This window comes from Bradyrhizobium sp. JR3.5 (genome assembly GCF_054057015.1).
The window spans coordinates 3,236,424-3,253,896 of record NZ_JBSRYV010000001.1 but is presented as its reverse complement, the minus strand read 5'-3'; the positions used below and the strand labels follow the sequence as shown (position 1 = coordinate 3,253,896).

Sequence of the window (17,473 nt, the reverse complement as noted above, 5' to 3'; positions counted from 1 at the left end):
CATTGCGCATGATCTCTCGCCGCGAGTTCATTCAGGTTGCTGCGGCAACGGCGACACTTTCGACCGGTGTCGGCTCCGGCCTGACCCGGGCGGTGGCCCAGCAGCGCCTGACCGAGAAGGAATTACTGGCATTCGAGCCGCTCGGCAATGTCACGCTGGTGCATGTGACCGACATCCACGGCCAGCTCATGCCGCTGTATTTCCGCGAGCCCTCGACCAATCTCGGCGTGGGCGAGGCCAAGGGCCTGCCGCCGCACGTCACCGGCAAAGAGTTTCTCGCGCGCTTCGGCATCGCGCCCGGCTCGTCGGCCGCCTACGCCCTGACCTCCGAGGACTTCGAGGCGCTGGCCAAGAGCTACGGTCGGATCGGCGGCCTCGATCGCGCAGCCACCGTGATCAAGGCCATCCGCGCCGAGCGCGGCGACAAGGTGGCGCTGCTCGACGGGGGCGACACCTGGCAAGGATCGTGGTCGTCGCTGAAGACGCGCGGCCAGGACATGATCGACTGCATGGCGCTGCTCAGGCCCGACGCGATGACCGGACATTGGGAGTTCACTTACGGCACCGAGCGCGTCAAGCAGGCGATCGAGGGCCTCGGTTTCCCGTTCCTCGGCCTCAACATCCGCGACACCGAATGGAACGAGGCGGCGTTCGATGCCTCGACCATGATCGAGCGCGGCGGCGTCAAGATCGCGGTGCTCGGCCAGGCTTTCCCCTATACGCCGGTCGCCAATCCGCGCTGGATGATTCCGAACTGGTCGTTCGGCGTGCGCGAGGAGGACGTGCAGGCGCAGGTCGACAAGGCGCGCAAGGACGGCGCGCAGCTCGTCGTGCTGCTCTCACACAACGGTTTCGACGTCGACCGCAAGCTTGCGAGCCGCGTCAAGGGCATCGACGTCATCCTGACCGGGCACACCCATGATGCACTGCCCGAGGCGGTGAAGGTCGGCAAGACCCTGCTGATCGCGTCGGGCTCGTCCGGGAAGTTCGTGTCGCGGCTCGATCTCGACGTCCGCGACGGCGAGGTCAAGGCGTTCCGTTACAAGCTCATTCCGCTGTTCTCCGATGTGATCGCGGCGGACGCCGAAATGGCCGCGAAGATCGCGGAGGTGCGCAAGCCCTATGCGGCCGAGCTGTCCCGCGTGCTCGGCAAGACGGATTCGCTGCTCTACCGGCGCGGCAATTTCAACGGCACGTTCGACGACCTGATCTGCCAGGCGCTGGTGCAGGAGCGCGATGCCGAGATCGCGCTCTCGCCCGGCTTCCGCTGGGGCACCAGCGTGCTGCCCGGACAGGACATCACCTTCGAGGACGTCACCAACGCGACCGCGATCACCTATCCGGCCGTCTATCGCATGGGCATGACGGGGACGCGGTTGAAGGAGATCATCGAGGACGTCGCCGACAATCTCTTCAACGTCGATCCCTACTATCAGCAGGGCGGCGACATGGTGCGGATCGGCGGGTTGTCCTACGCGATCGACGTCACGAAGCCGCAGGGCAGCCGCATCTCGGACATGCAGATGGTCAAGAGCGGCGCGCCGATCGATCCCGTCAGGGAGTATCAGGTCGCCGGCTGGGCCAGCGTCAACGAAGGAACCGAGGGGCCCCCGATCTGGGAGGTCATCGCCAACTATTTGGCCAGAGAGAAGACGGTGCGCCTCGAACCCAACAGAGCTGTCAAAGTGACCGGAGCGTAAAGCGATGTCGAAGATGGACAGTCCCCGGCAATCCCGACGCGGTTTCCTGGCCGCTGGCGCCGGCGTTGCGGCGTCGGTGCTCGCAAAGCCCGCCCTAGCGGGCAGCGGCAACCCGGCGAACCAGCCGCCGAACGTGCCGGAATGGACCAAGGCGCTCGGCGAGGGTGTCGCCGTGCGCCCGTACGGCAAGCCGTCGAAGTTCGAGAAGGACGTCATCCGGCGCGACGTTGAATGGCTGACCGCCTCGCGCGAGTCCTCGGTGAGCTTCACGCCACTGCATGAGCTCGAAGGCATCATCACACCCAACGGCCTCTGCTTCGAGCGGCACCATGGCGGCATCGCCGAGATCGATCCGGCGGATCATCGCCTGATGATTCACGGGCTTGTTGAGCGTCCGCTGATCCTGACGCTGGAGGAGCTGAAGCGCTACCCGCGCGTCAACCGCATCCACTTCATGGAGTGCGCGGCGAATTCGGGCATGGAGTGGCGCGGCGCGCAGCTCAACGGCTGCCAGTTCACCCACGGCATGATCCACTGCGTGCAGTATACCGGCGTATCGCTACGCACGCTGCTCGAGGAAGCCGGCGTCAAGACAACCGGCAAATGGCTGCTGGTCGAGGGCGCCGATGCGGCTGCGATGGATCGCAGTCTGCCGATCGAGAAGGCGCTGGATGACTGCATCATCGCCTACAAAATGAACGGCGAGGCGCTCTATCCCGAGCAGGGCTATCCGATGCGCCTCGTGGTCCCGGGCTGGCAGGGCAATCTCTGGGTCAAGTGGCTGCGTCGCATCAAGGTCGGCGACCAGCCCTGGCATACCCGCGAGGAGACCTCGAAATACACGGATCTCCTGCCGAGTGGCAAGGCGCGCCGGTTCACCTGGTCGATGGACGCCAAATCGGTGATCACGAGCCCTAGCCCGCAGGCGCCGATCAAGCACGGCAAGGGCTTTACCATCATCTCCGGGCTCGCCTGGAGCGGCAACGGCAAGGTCAAGCGCGTCGACGTGTCGCTCGACGGTGGCCGCAACTGGTGGCCGACGCGGCTCGATGGACCCGTCCTCGACAAGGCGCTGACGCGCTTCTACTACGAATTCGACTGGAACGGCGAGCCGCTGCTGCTGCAATCGCGCGTCCAGGACGAGACCGGTTACGTGCAGCCGAGCAAGGCCGAGTTGCGCAAGATCCGCGGCGTCAACTCCATCTATCACAACAATGGCATCCAGACCTGGCATGTGCAGGCCAATGGTGAGGTCGAGAATGTCGAAGTCGCTTAAGTTCGCTGCAATCGCACTGCTCGCGTGCGCGTTGTGTGCGCCGGCGCTCGCGCAACAGAAGGCGGACGCCAAGAGCGGTCCGCGCTATCACATCGGACGTGCGCCGACCGCGGACGAAATCCGCGGCTGGGATATCGACGTGCGGCCCGACGGCCAGGGCCTGCCGGAGGGCAAGGGCACGGTCGCCCAGGGCGAAAAGCTCTTCATGGACAACTGCTCGAGCTGCCACGGCGAGTTCGGTGAGGGCAACGGCCGCTGGCCAGTGCTGGCCGGCGGCAAGGGCTCGCTGACATCAGACAATCCGGTCAAGACGGTGGGCTCGTACTGGCCCTACGCCTCGACCGTGTTCGACTACGTCCGTCACGCCATGCCTTACGGCAACGCCGAGTCGTTCTCGGTCGACGAATATTATGCGCTGGTCGCCTATGTCCTTTACCTGAACGATGTGGTCACCGACCAGAACTTCGAGCTGACCAACAAGAACCTTGCCACGATCAAGATGCCGAACGAGCAGGGTTTTGTGATGGACGATCGCGCCACTAGCGAGAAATCCTTCTGGCAGAAGGATCCCTGCATGAAGGATTGCATAGCGCCGGTGAAGATCACCGCGCGTGCCGCCGTCATCGATGTAACGCCTGAGGACGGCAAGGACGGGAAGCCGCGGGGCGTGGAATGACGCGCGGCCTGGCGAGCCGCCGTGGATTGTTTCGCGGTCTGCTCGCTGCGGCCTTCATCGTGACGAGTCTCGCCGCTCCGTCCCGGGCGGCGGAGTCGCATAGGCTCGTGTTGCAGATCAGCGACGACGACCCGGTCAAGATGCGCGCCGTCCTCGATGTTGCGGCCAATGTCTCGCGGCATTATTCCGGGCAGGGCGAAGACGTCGAGATCGTGGTGGTCGCCTTCAATGGCGGCCTCGACATGCTGCTCGAGGACCGCTCGCAGGTGAAGGAGCGCCTGGTGAACTTCCTGAAATCGATGCCCAATGTGAGCTTCATCGCCTGCGGCAATACGCTGGAGACGCTGGCGGTGAAGGAGGGCAAGCGGCCGCCGCTGATCGAGGGTATCAGCGTCACCCAGGTCGGGGTTGCCATGCTGATGGATCTTGCCGAAAAGAACTGGACGATTGTCCGTCCCTGAGGAGAGAGCCGCCGATGCGATGGTTGATGGGATGGGCGGTCTTGCTGCTTCTCGTCCGGTCTGTCGGCGCCGCTGAGCAGGAGCTTGAGCTGTCGATCGACGGCCGCACGACGCTCGCGACACTGCGCACGCCCACCGCGATGGGACCGAATACGCCGCTCGTCGTGATGACCCACGGCACGCTCGCGCACAAGGATATGGAAGTCATCCAGGGCATCGCGAAGGCGCTCGAACAGCGCGGCATCGCGTCGCTCGCCCATACGCTGTCGCTGGGGCTCGATCGCCGCAAGGGCATGTACGACTGCGCGACGCGGCACGACTATGTCGCCGGGGACGCGGTTGCCGAGATTGGCGCCTGGGTCGCGAAGGCGAAGAGCATGTCCCGGCTCGTTGTCGCGCTCGGCCATTCGCGCGGCGGCAACCAGGTGGCGCGCTATCTGACGGCAGGCGAAGCTTCGCCGGTCGCGGGCGCGGTGCTGCTGGCACCGGTAACCGCAAAAGCGGAGGCTGATTTGCGCGCCTCTTACGCCCAGACCTATGGCAAGCCGCTCGAGCCGCTGCTCGAGAAGGCGACCAAAGCCGTGGCGGCGGGACGCGGCGGAGAATGGATGGATGCCCCGGGCTTCATCTATTGCCGCAACGCCGTGGTGACCGCGCGCGCCTTTGCGTCCTTCTATGCCGCCGACGCCGCACAGGACACTGCGGCGCTGGTGGCGCGCATGAAGCTGCCGGTGCTGGTGCTTGCCGCAACGAAGGATACGGTCGTGCCCGATGTGGTAGCGTCCTTCGCATCAACGGCCGATTCGAGTGGCGGCCGGGTGCAGCTCGATAAGATCGAGGATGCCGATCATTTCTTCCGCGACCTGTTCGCCGAAGACGTGGCCGACCGCATCGCTGAATTCATCAAGCAAACAAGATAGGAGGGACCATGCAGCGTCGATCCATGCTTCGCGCGAGCCTTGCCGGACTCTTTGGCGTCTTCGCCGTGCGCGAAGCGACGGCTGCGACGGAAGCGTCCACCCGGCAGCGCGTCGTCTATCATCTCGCCGATGCCGATCGTGTCGTCTTCGTGCTGGGCAATCTCCAAAACCATGTCGACGGCGTCGGCGGGCCCGGCAAGGCCGACATCAGGCTGGTCGTGCATGGGCCGGCGCTGCGCGCCTTTCATGCGCTCGCCGCCGAAGACCACACCGTCGACATGATGAAGAAGCTTGCTGACGCCGGCGTCGGCTTTGACGCCTGCGCCAACACCATGAAGGCGCAGGGCGTCAAGCTCGACGATCTCACGCCCGGCTTCGTAGTGGCCGAGAAGGGCGGCGTGGTGCGGCTCGCCGAGCTGCAACAGCAGGGATATGCCTATCTGCGCCCCTGAGCGCTTCGGAAATGCGCTATCGCCCTGTTCGTCATCTGGGTTGGTTTTGATCTGGCTCATTTGGGGAGAATACAGGATCGATAGACTGGGGAAATCACAAGGGAGTCGTAGCGAACGTGCTGACGTCGATTGCCGATCTCATAGGTGAGGATCTGCTGTCGTGGATCGGCGGGCTTCTGATCGGCGGCTTTTTCGGCTTCTTCGCTCAACGCAGCCGATTCTGCCTACGCGCCGCGGCGATCGAGTTTTCGCGCGGGCAAGCAGGGCAGCGATTGGCGGTCTGGTTGTTGACCTTTGCCGGCGCTCTGATGGGAACGCAGTTGCTGGTTGCGCTCGGATGGCTTGACGTCTCCGAGGCGCGTCAGCTTGCACAGCAGGGCAGTATCTCCGGCGCGCTGATCGGGGGCTTGGTGTTCGGTTGCGGTATGGTGCTGGCGCGAGGCTGCGCGAGCCGCCTGCTGGTGCTTTCGGCGAACGGTAACCTGCGCGCGCTCTTATCTGGTCTGGTGTTCGCTGTTGCGGCGCAAGCGGCCTATCGCGGGGGGCTGTCACCTGCTCGGGAGTGGCTGACCAATCTTTGGCTGATCAACGGCGGCCCTTCGCGTGACATCATGAGCCTCGTGGGCGGGGGGACGGCGGAAAAGCTTGCTTTCAGCGCCATCTGGCTGCTGGGCCGGATTTGGTTTCGCGTTCCGCAGCCGTCTTGCTCCGCGGCTGCTCTGGTCTGCGCTGCTGACTGGCCTGGCCGTCGTCGCGGGTTGGCTTTTCACCTATCAGCTATCGCAATCCTCCTTTGCTCCCGTGGCGCTGAAGAGTCTCGCATTCAGCGGGCCGTCTGCCGAGGTCCTGGCCGTGGTGCTTAATAGTCCCAATATCCATCTTGATTTTGATCTCGGCATCATCCCGGGCGTGTTTCTCGGCTCCTTCGTTGCAGCCGCCTACGGACATGAGGTTCGGCTGGAGGGCTTCTCCGACGGATTGGGCATGCGCCGCTACCTGATCGGTGCCGTCCTGATGGGGTTCGGTGCGATGCTGGCCGGTGGCTGCGCGGTCGGGGCCGGAATCACAGGCGCCTCGGTGTTCGCCGTGACGGCATGGCTCGTGCTCATGGGCATGTGGACGGGCGCGGCGGTCACCGATCAGCTCGTCGACCGCGGCTGGTCGCCGTGGGTGCGTCACGCCGCCAGGGCCGAGGGCAGCTGAAGACTGCATGCTATTTTAGCGATTGCTAAATTCCGATTTTTGAATATAAAGAGGATCGATGGTTGATGGCTGCGGCCGCGACAGGCGCCGCATTTTTCGGGGAAGACGCACCATGACGACTATCACTCACGATATCGCGCGGGATGTGCCGCGAAGCGCTCGACTCGACTGGTCCCCTTATCTGGTCGGTGCAGGCATCGGCATACTGAGCTGGATCGCGTTCGGTTTGTTTGGCGATCCGCTCGGCGTCACCACCGCTTATTCGCGCATCGCGTCGCTGTTTGCGACGCCGTTCATCGGCGTCGATGCGGTTGCTCAGAACGACTATTGGAAGAGCATGCCGCTGAAGTGGGACTATGGTGTTTGGTTCCTGGTCGGCATCCCCTTCGGCGCTTTCGTGTCGGCCGTGCTTTCGGGGACTTGGCGTCTCGAGCTCGTTCCCGAGGTATGGAAGGATCGCTTCGGTCCATCGGTCACGAAGCGTTTCATCGCCGCTTTTTTCGGCGGAGCCGTCATCATGTACGGCGCGCGCCTCGCCGGCGGTTGTACCAGCGGCCACGGCATCTCGGGCGGCCTTCAGCTTGCACTGTCGAGCTGGCTGTTCCTGGGCGTGATGTTCACAACCGGCCTCGTCGTGTCGGCCATCATGTTCCGCAAGTTCTGAGGAGATGACGATGCTTGCGATTTTTGGTGCCTTGGCGATGGGAGCCGTCTTCGGATTCCTGCTGCAGCGGGGAAATGTAACGAGCTGCAACGTGATCGAGAACCAGTTCCGCCTGCGCGACTTCACGGTCCTCAAGGTCATGGGCACCGCGATCGTGGTCGGGGGGATCGGCGTCCTGCTGCTGGTCGATACCGGCAACTCCAAATACTACGTCAAGGATGCCAACATGCTCGCGGTCGCGCTGGGCGCGGCGCTGTTCGGCGTCGGAATGGTGGTCTACGGCTACTGCCCCGGAACGGCTCTCGGCGCGATCGCGACCGGCAGCGTTCATGCGTTGGTCGGTGCCCTCGGCATGGTAGCCGGCGCGATTCTGTATGCGCTGAGTTTCGACTGGCTCAAGGGACATGTCTTGAATGTCTGGGCGCTCGGCAAGGTCCGGTTGCCAGATCTGACAGGTGTGCCGGACGCTGCGTGGTTCATCGTGCTCGCGATCGGGGCCGGATTGTTCTTCTGGTGGGTCGAGACGAGTCAGCCGAAGCGGGCCTGAAACGCCGGGCGTCAGCAAGGCGGCTCAGCGAGCCTTCCTGCTGCAATACAGCCGGTGCAGGGTGGCAAACAGCTCTTCCACGCGCGGGTCGGAAATGCGGTACCAGATCGTCTGGCTGTCGCGCCGGGAGGCGACCAGCCCTTCGCCCCGCATTTTTGCAAGATGCTGCGAGAGTGCCGAGGGTGAGATCCCGACGGAGTCCGCGAGGGGGCCGGCGCTCGCTTCGCCGACCTCGACCAGCTGGCACAGGATCAGCAGCCGATGCTCATTGGCAAACATGCGCATCAGCGCGGCGAGCTCGCTTGCTTTTTTCTCCAGGATCTGAGTGTCCGGCTTGCGCATCTGGTGCCTTCAATAGCATTCGGCATTCCATCGTCAAGGGTCGCGCGGGCATCGTTTCTTTCGCGAAGTTCGAGCGTGATCCCGCGATCGCTTGATCCAACAAGGTTGAATATATTCGACAATTCGAATATGTTGGCGGTACGGCGGCTCGGCCAGCCAAGCAAAGCAAAGAAGAGGTATCTGCCGTGCTGTCAGGATTGCTGAAGAAGTTCGCGGGGGCAACCAGCGTTGCTGCGATCGATCACGATGAGTTGGTGCAGTCGCATCGCGAGAAGAGCTGCACGATCGTCGATGTCCGGGAGCCGCACGAATTCGGCAACGGCCACATTCCGGGCGCTCTCAATCATCCGCTGTCGCAGTTCGATCCAGCGAGATTGGCGCAGGGCAAGCCGGTCGTCCTGATTTGTCGGGCAGGTGGTCGCTCGGCGACTGCGCTGCGCCGTGCACTCGCCGCCGGCCAGCAGAACGTGCGCCACTATGAGGGCGGCATGAGCGGCTGGCGCTCTCGCGGAGGCGCCGTTGTCTAGGCGTCTGCGGGTTTAATGAACTCCGCGCGATCGGCGGCACGGGTCGTCACCTCAGGCGGTACCGGCACGGCAACTTACACATGGCGTCGTGATCTCCGTTAGTCCGGACGAGGCCGGCTTGAGATCGCCCCTGACGCCGACGTCCTGAGCCGCGATAGCGAAACGGCTCGCTGCGCGATCGATCGCCGAGCCCGCATCCTGCATGCCATCGGGCATGTACCTGGTAACCTCGGCGCCGCCGTGCAGACTCAGGGACGACATCCACAGCTCGACTCCGCGATCCTCGCGGCGTCGTCGGCATGGCCCATCCCAAGTTGGGACTGACTCTCCTGCAAGGCTTGAACATGGTCCCGCATGTTGGACAATGTATGATCAATCATTGGCCGCAGGAACTTCACCAGCCGCCGCTTGTCGTCGCCCTCAGCTACTGCCAGTGAGAAACAGGTCCCTCGATGATGATATCGTCGGTCATGGTCGGCCTCTGCAATCTGTGCGAAGGGTCTCACGCAATCTCGGCGACGACTTGCTTCAGCAACTCGCGAACTTGACCCGCGAGGGCGCCGAGCTTCGGATTCTGGATCGCCGTCATCGAAGCGACGGGATCCACCGCCGAAATCTCGACCTTGCCGCCCTCGCGCTGCTGAACCACGACGTTGCAGGGAAGCATGGTGCCGATCTTGTCCTCGAGGCTCAGCGCCTCGTAGGCGAGCTCGGGATTGCATGCCCCGAGGATGAGATATGGCCGAACCTCGACCCCAAGCTTCTTCTTCAGGGTGTCCCTAACGTCGATTTGGGTGAGCACGCCGAAGCCATGGTGCTTCAAGGCTTCGGTCGTGGCCGCCACCGCTGCCTCGAACGGCAGGTCGACGGTTTTCGAGAAGTGATAGGTCATGGCTGTCTCCGTCGAATTGGGTGTTCTTCTCCGTACCAGCTCACGGGAACGCGCAGCCACCGCGCAGGCCCAGCTTCTTGAACACGATCGCAGCGGGGCAGAAGCCAGTGAACGAGGCCTGCAACATGTTTAGCCCGGCGAACGCCGTCAGCAGGTACCAGTACGCATTCACGTAAGTCCCCAGTGCGAGTCCAAGCAGGACGACGAAACCTGCGAAGGCGAGAACGGCTTTATCGACATTCATGGCATGCTCCTATTGAAGGGGTACGGTCTTACGAACCTGTCAGGCCAGCCTGGGTCCAGGCGACGATGCTGCGCGCATCCATCGCGCCGGCGTGGCGGGCGATTTCCCGGCCGCCACGCATCAGCAGCAGGGTGGGAATCCCCGCGATGTTGAGGCGCGACGAGAGGCCTGGCGCGCCGTCGGAGTTGAGCTTCAGCAGCCGAACCTTCGGCTCGAGTTCGCGCGCAGCGCGCTCGTACATTGGTGCCATGGCGCGGCAGGGTCCGCACCACGGAGCCCATACATCGACCAGGACCGGGATGTCGCTGTTCGCGACATGACGCTGAAAACCTTCTTCGTCGACCTCGATCGGAAGACCGGTGAAGATCGCCTGGCGGCAGGCACCGCATCGCGCGGCCGCCGGCGCGCGCTCGGCGGGCAGGCGGTTGGTCCGCCCGCAATACCCACAGACGATCCGGCATGTCTCACTCATGTGCCAGTTCGAACCTCCCTGATCTTGGCGATGTTCAGCCTGTCGAGCACGAATCGTTCATAGAACGGCTCGCTCTCGCCTCGCCGCATCTTGCGGATGAAGTACTTTTCGAAGGCCACCTTTGCGTAGTGGACCCACTCGCCCTTGGACGACCAGCTAACGTTGCGCGGCGGGATCTGCGGCTGTGCCAGGAATGCGACGCCGGAGTCGCCGAAGTCCGCAAGGCAGATCGCGTTCAACGTCGGCTGCGTCTTGGGTTCCTGGCCGCGGAGCAGGGCACCAATGTTCATTGCAGCCGCTGTGACCATGGATTCGATCATGAAGCCGGTCTTCGGGACGCCGACCGGCACTGGCGTCGCTCCGACCGGCGCGATTGCCACGCACACCCCGACGGCGAATACATTTTGGTAGGCGGGGTTGCGCTGGTGCTTGTCAACGATGACAAAACCGCGCGGATTGGTCAGTTTTTCGATGCCGCGCACCGCCTCGACACCGCGAAACGCGGGCAGCATCATCGAATACGAAAAAGGCAGATCGTGCGCCTTGTGCGCCGTACCGTTTTCGGCGAATTCCTCCACCGACATCGTGCCAGGCCCGACGCTGTCCACGCGCGCGTTGGTGATCCATTTGATGTGCTTCTCACGCATCTCGCTTTCGAGCATGCTCTTGGTGTCGCCGACGCCATCCAATCCGAGATGGCCGATGTAGGGCTCCGAAGTGACGAAGGTGATCGGCACCTTGTCGCGCAGCTTGCGGCGGCGCAGTTCAGTTTCCAGGATGAAGAGGAATTCGTAGGCCGGCCCGAAGCACGAGGCGCCTTGAACCGCGCCGATCACGACGGGGCCGGGATTGGCCGCAAGCCTTTCGAACGCTTCGTAGGCTCGCGAGGCGTGATCGACATGACAGATCGATTGAGTGTGCCCTTGCGGACCGAGGCCCGGAATTTCGTCGAAGGCAAGCTCGGGACCTGTCGCGACGACAAGGTAGTCGTAGTCGATCGAGGTGCCGTCGCCGAGATCGACGCGATTCTGGGCCGGATGCACGCGCTTGGCGCCCTGCGTCAGCAGGCGGATGCCCTTGCGCTTCATGATCTCTTCGAGATTGATTTCGATCTCGTTTCGCTTGCGCCAGCCGATAGCCACCCAAGGATTGGACGGAACGAAGTGATAGACAGCGCCATGCGAGATCACGCTCAGGCGGTCATCCTTTCGTAACTGCGGCAGCAATTCATAGGCCATCAGCGTTCCGCTCAGACCGGCTCCGATTACAACAATTTCCGCCATGGGTACCTCCGTTGGATGTCGATCGCCGGTTCCGTCCCGGCCCTTCTACACTTGACGATATATTCGGTTATGCGTATATACGCAAGTATGAAGATAGATAGTGAAGTTATGGAGCGGGCGGCCGATCAGGCGACCGAGTTGCTGAAGGCGCTCTCGAACCGGCATCGGCTTCTGATCATCTGCCAGTTGATTGACGGCGAACGGTCGGTCGGTGAACTCGCCGAATTCCTGAGCCTGCGGGATTCGACGGTCTCCCAGCACCTTGCGCTCCTTCGCAAGGATGGTCTGGTGTCCGCCCGCCGGGAGGCGCAGACGATCTTCTATTCGATCGCAAGCGAGCCGGCGCGTGAGGTGCTGAAGACGCTCTATCAGGTATTTTGCGCACCGAAATCCGCAAGAACGAGATGAAAGTTACGAGCGATCGCGTGGCGGCGCCTTGAGCGAGATCAACGCCCCATCCTGTAAAACCGATGAGATGACAGAGGCGCACCGTGCCGCGGTGTGACGGTTCCATGATTACGCGGACAAACCTTATGCGGCCCTTGGGATTTATGGTCGCGATCGCGGCCGCCACCTTGCAGGCCAGCCTCGCGACGGCGGAAACGCTGACGGTGGCGCAGCACGTCGTCACCGACGAAAAGGCCGTCTTTGCCACAGTCGAAAGCATCAGCGTGGTGCCGGCGCGCGGGCGCATCGGCGGAACCGTGGTCCAGCTCCACGTCAGGGAAGGGGACCGCGTGACCGCAGGGCAGGCGATCGCCACCATCGGCGACGAGAAGCTCGGCCTGCAGATGAAGTCGCTTGATGCGCAGATCGAGGCGCTGCAGGCGCAGGCCAACCAGGCGCAGATTGATTTCACTCGGACCGAGGGGCTGGTCGAGCGCGGCACACTTCCGCGCGTCAAGCTCGACGAGACCCGGACCGCGCTGAACGTGGCGGAGAACGGTCTGCGCGCCAAGACAGCCGAGCGTGCCGTGATCAACGAGCAACTCAACCAGGGTCAGGTGCTTGCACCGACTGAGGGGCGCGTGCTGAAGAGGCTCATCACGATTGGTTCTGTCGTATTGCCCGGTGACCCCATCGTCACGGTCGCGCAGCAGAACTTCAAACTGCGGTTGCGGGTGCCGGAGCGCCATGCGCGCCGCCTCAAGGCCGGTGACAAGATTCGCGTCGACGGCGCGGAGCTTGGCGGCGAAGCCGCCAAGTGGGGCGTTATCGATCTCGTCTATCCGCTGATCGAGGAAGGGCGCGTCATCGCGGATGCGACCGTCGAAGGGCTCGGCGAATATTTCGTCGGCGATCGGCTCCGGGTATGGATCTCCGGTGGGGCGCGGCCGGCCTTCATCGTTCCGGCAGGCTACGTGACGACCCGGTTCGGCATCGACTACGTGCGGCTACAAAGGGCCGGGGGGGTGATCGACGTGCCGGTGCAGCGCGGGCCGGAATTGCCGACGCCCGCGCTTCCCGACGGCCTTGAAATTCTGTCCGGCATTCGCGCCGGCGACCAGTTGATGCGGCCATGAACCTCGGACTCTCGGGAAGGCTCACCAAGGCGACGATCGCGTCGCCCCTGACGCCGTTGTTTCTGATCGCTGCGCTCGTCGTCGGCCTGATCGCGGTCATCGTGATTCCGCGCGAGGAAGAGCCGCAGATCAGCGTTCCGATGGTCGATATCCGCGTCAACGCCGACGGCTTGCGCGGACCCGATGCGGTCGAGCTCGTTACCAAGCCGCTCGAAGCGATCGTCAAGGGCATCGACGGCATCGAGCACGTCTACAGTCAGACTGAGGACGACCGGGTGATGGTCACCGCGCGGTTCCTGGTCGGCACCAAGGCGGAGGACGCGATCCTTCGCGTCCATGAGAAGATTCGAGCCAATCTCGATCGCATCCCGGTTGGGATTCCCGAGCCATCGATCGTCGGCCGCGGCATCAATGACGTTGCTGTGACGGTCCTGGCACTGTCGCCGAAGCCGGAAGCCGCCGAACGCTGGACCGATAAGGATCTGTTCGAGCTTGCCGACAAGGTCCGCTCGGAGCTCGTGAAAGTCGACAGCATCGGACTGACCTACATTTCAGGCGGCGCGGCGCAGCAGATCAGGGTCGAGCCCGATCCGGGAAAGTTGTCGCTGTTCGGCGTCACGCTGCAACAGCTCGTGTCCAAGGTCAAGGACGCCAATCGTTCGTTCCTGGCCGGCCAGGTCCGCGATGCCGGCATCGTTCGAAATGTCGCCGCAGGCCAGACGCTCGCGGGCATTCCCGATATCGGCCTGCTCCTGATCTCGACCCGTGACGGCCGGCCGGTCTACGTCAAGGACGTGGCGAGCGTCATCATCGGTCCGAACACGATCGAGCATCGGGTCTGGAACGATGCGCGGGACGGGAATGGGCAATGGACCCGGGTGCCCGCGGTCAGCCTCGCACTCGCCAAGCGCGCCGGCGCCAATGCGGTGGTTGTTTCCTCCGATATCAATCACCGCCTGGAGGGATTGAAGGGGCGTCTGATCCCGGAGGACGTGCAGGTGACGGTGACCCGCGACTATGGCGAGACCGCCAACGAAAAGGCCAATGAACTCCTGTTCCATCTCGGGCTCGCGACGATCTCGATCGTCGTGCTGATCGCGATTGCGATCGGCTGGCGCGAGGCTCTGGTGACCTTTGTCGTGATTCCGACGACGATCCTGCTCACGATGTTCGCCGCCAACCTGATGGGCTACACCATCAACCGTGTCAGCCTGTTCGCGCTGATCTTCTCGATCGGCATCCTGGTCGACGACGCCATCGTCGTCGTCGAGAACATAGCGCGGCATTGGAGCATGCGCGACGGCCGGCCGCGGTTGCAGGCGACCATCGAGGCCGTTGCAGAGGTCGGCAATCCCACCGTCGTCGCGACGCTGACCGTGGTCGCGGCGCTGTTGCCGATGCTGTTCGTGTCGGGGCTGATGGGCCCTTACATGGCGCCTATTCCTGCCAACGCTTCGGCGGCGATGCTGTTTTCCTTCTTTGTCGCCATGGTGGTCGCGCCCTGGCTGATGCTGAAGCTGGCGCCGAAGCGCGAAATGACCGCCGTGCATGCTGCACATGATGAAGGGCGCCTGGGCCGGCTCTACCGACGCTTTGCCACGCCGATCGTGCGCAGCAAGCGCTCTGCATGGATATTCCTGCTCGGCGTCGGCATCGCGACGCTATTGTCGATGACGCTGTTTGCGACCAAGTCGGTAACGGTCAAGCTGCTGCCGTTTGACAACAAGTCGGAGATCTCCGTCGTCGTCGACCTGCCGGAAGGAGCGAGCTTGGAGGCGACTGAGCGCACCTTGTTCGGTGCGGCCGAGATCGCCCGGCAGTTGCCTGAAGTAACCTCTGTCCAGTCCTATGCCGGCACGCCGGCGCCGTTCAATTTCAACGGCCTTGTGCGTCACTATTACCTGCGCGAGCGCCCCGAGCTCGGTGAAGTGCAGGTCAACCTGACGGCGCGCGCCGAGCGCAAGCGCGCCAGCCATGAGATCGCGCTCGAGCTGCGCGAGAAGCTGAAGGCACTCGATCCGCCCAGGGGCACCAGCATCAAGGTGGTCGAAGTGCCGCCCGGGCCGCCGGTGCTTTCGACGCTACTCGCCGAAGTCTATGGTCCCGATGCGGCCACACGCCGCGCGGTCACGGCCGAGCTCAAGAAGGTCTTTGCAGAGGTGCCGTTCATCGTCGATATCGACGATTCCATCGGCGAGAAGCGGCCGCGGCTCCGGCTCTCCATCGACCAGGACCGGCTCGAATTCTTCGGCGTCGAGCAGCGGGATGTCTATGACACGATACAGGCCCTGTTTGGCGGCATCTCGATCGGCTATTCGCATCGCGGCGAGGACCGCAACCCGATCGAGATCGCGGTGCATCTCGGCAAGCGCGACCTGGTCTGGGACGAGGCGCTGGCCTCGACGCCGGTACCCGCCAACACGGTGCCCGGCAGCAAGACGGTGGTAGAGCTTGGCCAGGTCGTGAAAGCGACGATGGAGGATGGTTCACCGACGATCTTCCGCCGAGACGGGCGTTTCACCGACATGGTGATGGCCGAACTTGCCGGGCGCTTCGAGGCGCCGCTCTACGGCATGCTTGCGGTGGCCGACCGCGTCGATGCCCACGACTGGGGCAATCTGCCGAAGCCGGCGATCAGTCTGCACGGGCAGCCAGCGGATGAGGCGCGTCCGACGCTGTTGTGGGACGGCGAATGGGAAATCACTTGGATGACCTTCCGCGACATGGGTGCGGCCTTCGGCGCGGCCATCCTTGGCATCTACGTGCTGGTCGTCGCCCAATTCAGGAGTTTCCGTTTGCCGTTGGTCATCCTGACGCCGATCCCGCTGACGTTGATCGGCATCCTCGTCGGGCATTGGCTGTTGGGTGCTCCGTTCACCGCGACGTCGATGATCGGCTTTATCGCGCTGGCCGGCATCATCGTACGCAACTCGATCCTGCTGGTCGACTTCATCAGGCACAGCAGCGGAGGCGGCAAATCGCTTCGCGAGGTGGTGCTGGAGGCCGGCGCAGTCCGCTTCAAGCCGATCCTGCTGACCGCGCTTGCGGCCATGATCGGCGCCGCGACAATCCTCCTCGATCCGATCTTCCAGGGATTGGCGATCTCGCTGCTGTTTGGTTTGGCATCGTCGACGCTGCTGACCGTGCTCGTCATCCCCGCGATCTACATCGCGTTGCGGGCGCCCCGCGAAGCGCATCCCACCAGAGACGTACCGAACTAACGAGGGCAAAATGGACAAGAACTATCCCGAGATCACTACGGCGATTTCTGCAAAATCTGCGCAAGCTGCGCAACGACATCCCCGACACGATGAAGGGATTTGCCACGCTTGCGCAGGCCGCGACGCGGGACGGCGCGCTGGACAAAAAGACTAAGGAGATGATCGCACTTGCGCTCGGCGTTGCCTGGCATTGCGACGGCTGCATCGGCTCTCACAGCGAGGCGCTTGCGAAGCTTGGCGCCACGCGGGAAGAGGTTGAGGAAGCGCTCGGCATGGCGATCTACATGGGCGGTGGTCCAGCGCTGATGTATGCTGCTGATGCAATGGCCGCGTTCGAGCAGTTCAGACGGTGCGTGGGCGCGGAAAATTAAGGCAGCACCGCATTGGGGCGATATAGTCGGGTAGGGAGGTCGGGTTGAGGGCATTGAGAGATCAGGCGGCGGACGTAGCTGCGGTTCTTCGTGTGTTTGCCAGCGAAGTGCGGCTACTCCTCTTTTGCAAATTGATCGAGTCGCGCGAGGCAAGTGTAAATGACTCGCAGAACACGTAGGTCTTTCCAGTGCTGCTTGTCCCAACATCTTTCGAAGATGCGCTTGGCAGGTCTCGTGACGTTTCGCCGCGAAGGCCATGGTATCGTATACACGATCCCGCGGTAAAGGATCTGATATCTACATCATGGCGGCTGTCTTATCCGCGAACAAAGACGTATCGATAGCCTTGTGACCTCAAATCGGCGAACAAGACGCGTCTAGCGGAGCCGTCAGCCTGACCTGAGGGGAGAATCTCTCACCGCCCTCTGCATTGTCGAACCCACTATCGGAGAAGATCTAAGTCGGATTTGTTAGAATGGCTTGGCGCTTCTTCGCGAGAGAGGCGCGGAAGATCCGGGGCCGATCATGACCAAAATGCGTAGGATCGTATGAGGCGGTCATGATGGCGATCTTGACCTGCCGCTGTCACTCGCGCGAGTCCTTGGTCCGCGTGAACGATTTTACACCTGACGGCCCCGCAGTGAATGATCTTCCACCGTCGTGGAGGATTTTACACCTCCCACGAGGCGACCGCCGAGG

Annotated in this window: 18 protein-coding genes and 2 pseudogenes; 14 read left to right on the top strand and 6 right to left on the bottom strand. The window is 63.1% G+C overall.

Annotation, left to right across the window (positions count from 1 at the left end; genetic code table 11):
- Positions 1 to 8: 8 nt before the first annotated feature.
- The 9 genes and pseudogenes from soxB to ACVWW1_RS16390 all read left to right on the top strand — a co-directional run bounded on the left by soxB (position 9) and on the right by ACVWW1_RS16390 (position 7,899).
- Positions 9 to 1,700: a thiosulfohydrolase SoxB gene (soxB, locus tag ACVWW1_RS16430; protein ID WP_176532080.1), complete on the top strand. Its 1,692-nt coding sequence runs from the start codon at positions 9 to 11 to the stop codon at positions 1,698 to 1,700.
- Positions 1,701 to 1,704: 4 nt separating this feature from the next.
- Complete coding sequence (gene soxC / locus ACVWW1_RS16425; protein ID WP_456656548.1) at positions 1,705 to 2,976, top strand: sulfite dehydrogenase; 1,272 nt, start codon at positions 1,705 to 1,707, stop codon at positions 2,974 to 2,976.
- Entirely contained in the window at positions 2,960 to 3,652 is a 693-nt protein-coding gene (locus ACVWW1_RS16420; protein WP_456656547.1) for a c-type cytochrome, read from the top strand. The genes soxC and ACVWW1_RS16420 overlap by 17 nt, the downstream gene beginning before the upstream one ends.
- Positions 3,649 to 4,113 (top strand): DsrE family protein, encoded by a 465-nt coding sequence (locus ACVWW1_RS16415; protein WP_456656546.1) that lies wholly within the window; start codon positions 3,649 to 3,651, stop codon positions 4,111 to 4,113. Before ACVWW1_RS16420 ends, ACVWW1_RS16415 begins: the two co-directional genes overlap by 4 nt.
- Before the next feature lie 14 nt (positions 4,114 to 4,127).
- Complete coding sequence (locus ACVWW1_RS16410; protein ID WP_456656545.1) at positions 4,128 to 5,033, top strand: alpha/beta hydrolase; 906 nt, start codon at positions 4,128 to 4,130, stop codon at positions 5,031 to 5,033.
- Positions 5,034 to 5,041: 8 nt separating this feature from the next.
- The gene (locus ACVWW1_RS16405) at positions 5,042 to 5,485 is read left to right on the top strand and encodes a DsrE family protein (protein ID WP_456656544.1); all 444 of its coding nucleotides are present in this window, start codon (positions 5,042 to 5,044) and stop codon (positions 5,483 to 5,485) included.
- Between the two features lie 116 nt (positions 5,486 to 5,601).
- A pseudogene (locus ACVWW1_RS16400) lies at positions 5,602 to 6,688 on the top strand (YeeE/YedE family protein).
- A gap of 112 nt (positions 6,689 to 6,800) precedes the next feature.
- Positions 6,801 to 7,352, top strand: a complete 552-nt coding sequence (locus ACVWW1_RS16395; RefSeq protein WP_456656691.1) for a YeeE/YedE thiosulfate transporter family protein — start codon at positions 6,801 to 6,803, stop codon at positions 7,350 to 7,352.
- 4 nt (positions 7,353 to 7,356) lie between these two features.
- Positions 7,357 to 7,899 (top strand): YeeE/YedE thiosulfate transporter family protein, encoded by a 543-nt coding sequence (locus ACVWW1_RS16390; RefSeq protein ID WP_456656543.1) that lies wholly within the window; start codon positions 7,357 to 7,359, stop codon positions 7,897 to 7,899.
- 24 nt (positions 7,900 to 7,923) lie between these two features.
- Here ACVWW1_RS16390 and ACVWW1_RS16385 read toward each other — a convergent pair whose 3' ends face one another.
- Positions 7,924 to 8,241 (bottom strand): ArsR/SmtB family transcription factor, encoded by a 318-nt coding sequence (locus ACVWW1_RS16385; protein ID WP_176532071.1) that lies wholly within the window; start codon positions 8,239 to 8,241, stop codon positions 7,924 to 7,926.
- Positions 8,242 to 8,426: 185 nt separating this feature from the next.
- Between ACVWW1_RS16385 and ACVWW1_RS16380 the strand changes: the two genes are divergently transcribed.
- Complete coding sequence (locus ACVWW1_RS16380) at positions 8,427 to 8,768, top strand: rhodanese-like domain-containing protein (protein WP_456656542.1); 342 nt, start codon at positions 8,427 to 8,429, stop codon at positions 8,766 to 8,768.
- 51 nt (positions 8,769 to 8,819) lie between these two features.
- On the opposite strand, the gene ACVWW1_RS16375 is transcribed toward ACVWW1_RS16380, so the two are convergent.
- The 5 genes from ACVWW1_RS16375 to ACVWW1_RS16355 all read right to left on the bottom strand — a co-directional run bounded on the left by ACVWW1_RS16375 (position 8,820) and on the right by ACVWW1_RS16355 (position 11,659).
- Positions 8,820 to 9,029 (bottom strand): hypothetical protein, encoded by a 210-nt coding sequence (locus tag ACVWW1_RS16375; protein ID WP_207837030.1) that lies wholly within the window; start codon positions 9,027 to 9,029, stop codon positions 8,820 to 8,822.
- Between the two features lie 241 nt (positions 9,030 to 9,270).
- The gene (locus ACVWW1_RS16370; protein WP_456656541.1) at positions 9,271 to 9,660 is read right to left on the bottom strand and encodes a DUF302 domain-containing protein; all 390 of its coding nucleotides are present in this window, start codon (positions 9,658 to 9,660) and stop codon (positions 9,271 to 9,273) included.
- Between the two features lie 40 nt (positions 9,661 to 9,700).
- Positions 9,701 to 9,904: a YgaP family membrane protein gene (locus ACVWW1_RS16365; RefSeq protein ID WP_456656540.1), complete on the bottom strand. Its 204-nt coding sequence runs from the start codon at positions 9,902 to 9,904 to the stop codon at positions 9,701 to 9,703.
- 28 nt (positions 9,905 to 9,932) lie between these two features.
- Complete coding sequence (trxC, locus tag ACVWW1_RS16360) at positions 9,933 to 10,376, bottom strand: thioredoxin TrxC (protein ID WP_456656539.1); 444 nt, start codon at positions 10,374 to 10,376, stop codon at positions 9,933 to 9,935.
- Positions 10,373 to 11,659 (bottom strand): NAD(P)/FAD-dependent oxidoreductase, encoded by a 1,287-nt coding sequence (locus tag ACVWW1_RS16355; RefSeq protein WP_456656538.1) that lies wholly within the window; start codon positions 11,657 to 11,659, stop codon positions 10,373 to 10,375. Before ACVWW1_RS16355 ends, trxC begins: the two co-directional genes overlap by 4 nt.
- Positions 11,660 to 11,767: 108 nt before the next feature.
- Between ACVWW1_RS16355 and ACVWW1_RS16350 the strand changes: the two genes are divergently transcribed.
- The 4 genes and pseudogenes from ACVWW1_RS16350 to ACVWW1_RS16335 all read left to right on the top strand — a co-directional run bounded on the left by ACVWW1_RS16350 (position 11,768) and on the right by ACVWW1_RS16335 (position 16,774).
- A complete protein-coding gene (locus ACVWW1_RS16350) occupies positions 11,768 to 12,067 on the top strand; it encodes an ArsR/SmtB family transcription factor (protein WP_456656690.1) in 300 nt (99 codons plus the stop codon).
- Between the two features lie 125 nt (positions 12,068 to 12,192).
- Positions 12,193 to 13,182: an efflux RND transporter periplasmic adaptor subunit gene (locus ACVWW1_RS16345; protein ID WP_456656537.1), complete on the top strand. Its 990-nt coding sequence runs from the start codon at positions 12,193 to 12,195 to the stop codon at positions 13,180 to 13,182.
- The gene (locus tag ACVWW1_RS16340) at positions 13,179 to 16,403 is read left to right on the top strand and encodes an efflux RND transporter permease subunit (RefSeq protein ID WP_456656536.1); all 3,225 of its coding nucleotides are present in this window, start codon (positions 13,179 to 13,181) and stop codon (positions 16,401 to 16,403) included. The genes ACVWW1_RS16345 and ACVWW1_RS16340 overlap by 4 nt, the downstream gene beginning before the upstream one ends.
- Before the next feature lie 10 nt (positions 16,404 to 16,413).
- Positions 16,414 to 16,774 (top strand): annotated as a pseudogene (locus ACVWW1_RS16335) (carboxymuconolactone decarboxylase family protein).
- The last annotated feature ends 699 nt before the right edge of the window (positions 16,775 to 17,473 follow it).

Excerpts from the sequence above, each read along its gene's own strand:
- soxB (WP_176532080.1), top strand. The coding sequence starts at position 9 with ATGATCTCTCGCCGCGAGTTCATTCAGGTTGCTGCGGCAACGGCGACA.
- soxC (WP_456656548.1), top strand. The coding sequence starts at position 1,705 with ATGTCGAAGATGGACAGTCCCCGGCAATCCCGACGCGGTTTCCTGGCC.
- ACVWW1_RS16420 (WP_456656547.1), top strand. The coding sequence starts at position 2,960 with ATGTCGAAGTCGCTTAAGTTCGCTGCAATCGCACTGCTCGCGTGCGCG.
- ACVWW1_RS16415 (WP_456656546.1), top strand. The coding sequence starts at position 3,649 with ATGACGCGCGGCCTGGCGAGCCGCCGTGGATTGTTTCGCGGTCTGCTC.
- ACVWW1_RS16410 (WP_456656545.1), top strand. The coding sequence starts at position 4,128 with ATGCGATGGTTGATGGGATGGGCGGTCTTGCTGCTTCTCGTCCGGTCT.
- ACVWW1_RS16405 (WP_456656544.1), top strand. The coding sequence starts at position 5,042 with ATGCAGCGTCGATCCATGCTTCGCGCGAGCCTTGCCGGACTCTTTGGC.
- ACVWW1_RS16395 (WP_456656691.1), top strand. The coding sequence starts at position 6,801 with ATGACGACTATCACTCACGATATCGCGCGGGATGTGCCGCGAAGCGCT.
- ACVWW1_RS16390 (WP_456656543.1), top strand. The coding sequence starts at position 7,357 with ATGACGATGCTTGCGATTTTTGGTGCCTTGGCGATGGGAGCCGTCTTC.
- ACVWW1_RS16385 (WP_176532071.1), bottom strand. The coding sequence starts at position 8,241 with ATGCGCAAGCCGGACACTCAGATCCTGGAGAAAAAAGCAAGCGAGCTC.
- ACVWW1_RS16375 (WP_207837030.1), bottom strand. The coding sequence starts at position 9,029 with ATGTCGTCCCTGAGTCTGCACGGCGGCGCCGAGGTTACCAGGTACATG.
- ACVWW1_RS16370 (WP_456656541.1), bottom strand. The coding sequence starts at position 9,660 with ATGACCTATCACTTCTCGAAAACCGTCGACCTGCCGTTCGAGGCAGCG.
- ACVWW1_RS16365 (WP_456656540.1), bottom strand. The coding sequence starts at position 9,904 with ATGAATGTCGATAAAGCCGTTCTCGCCTTCGCAGGTTTCGTCGTCCTG.
- trxC (WP_456656539.1), bottom strand. The coding sequence starts at position 10,376 with ATGAGTGAGACATGCCGGATCGTCTGTGGGTATTGCGGGCGGACCAAC.
- ACVWW1_RS16355 (WP_456656538.1), bottom strand. The coding sequence starts at position 11,659 with ATGGCGGAAATTGTTGTAATCGGAGCCGGTCTGAGCGGAACGCTGATG.
- ACVWW1_RS16350 (WP_456656690.1), top strand. The coding sequence starts at position 11,768 with ATGGAGCGGGCGGCCGATCAGGCGACCGAGTTGCTGAAGGCGCTCTCG.
- ACVWW1_RS16345 (WP_456656537.1), top strand. The coding sequence starts at position 12,193 with ATGCGGCCCTTGGGATTTATGGTCGCGATCGCGGCCGCCACCTTGCAG.
- ACVWW1_RS16340 (WP_456656536.1), top strand. The coding sequence starts at position 13,179 with ATGAACCTCGGACTCTCGGGAAGGCTCACCAAGGCGACGATCGCGTCG.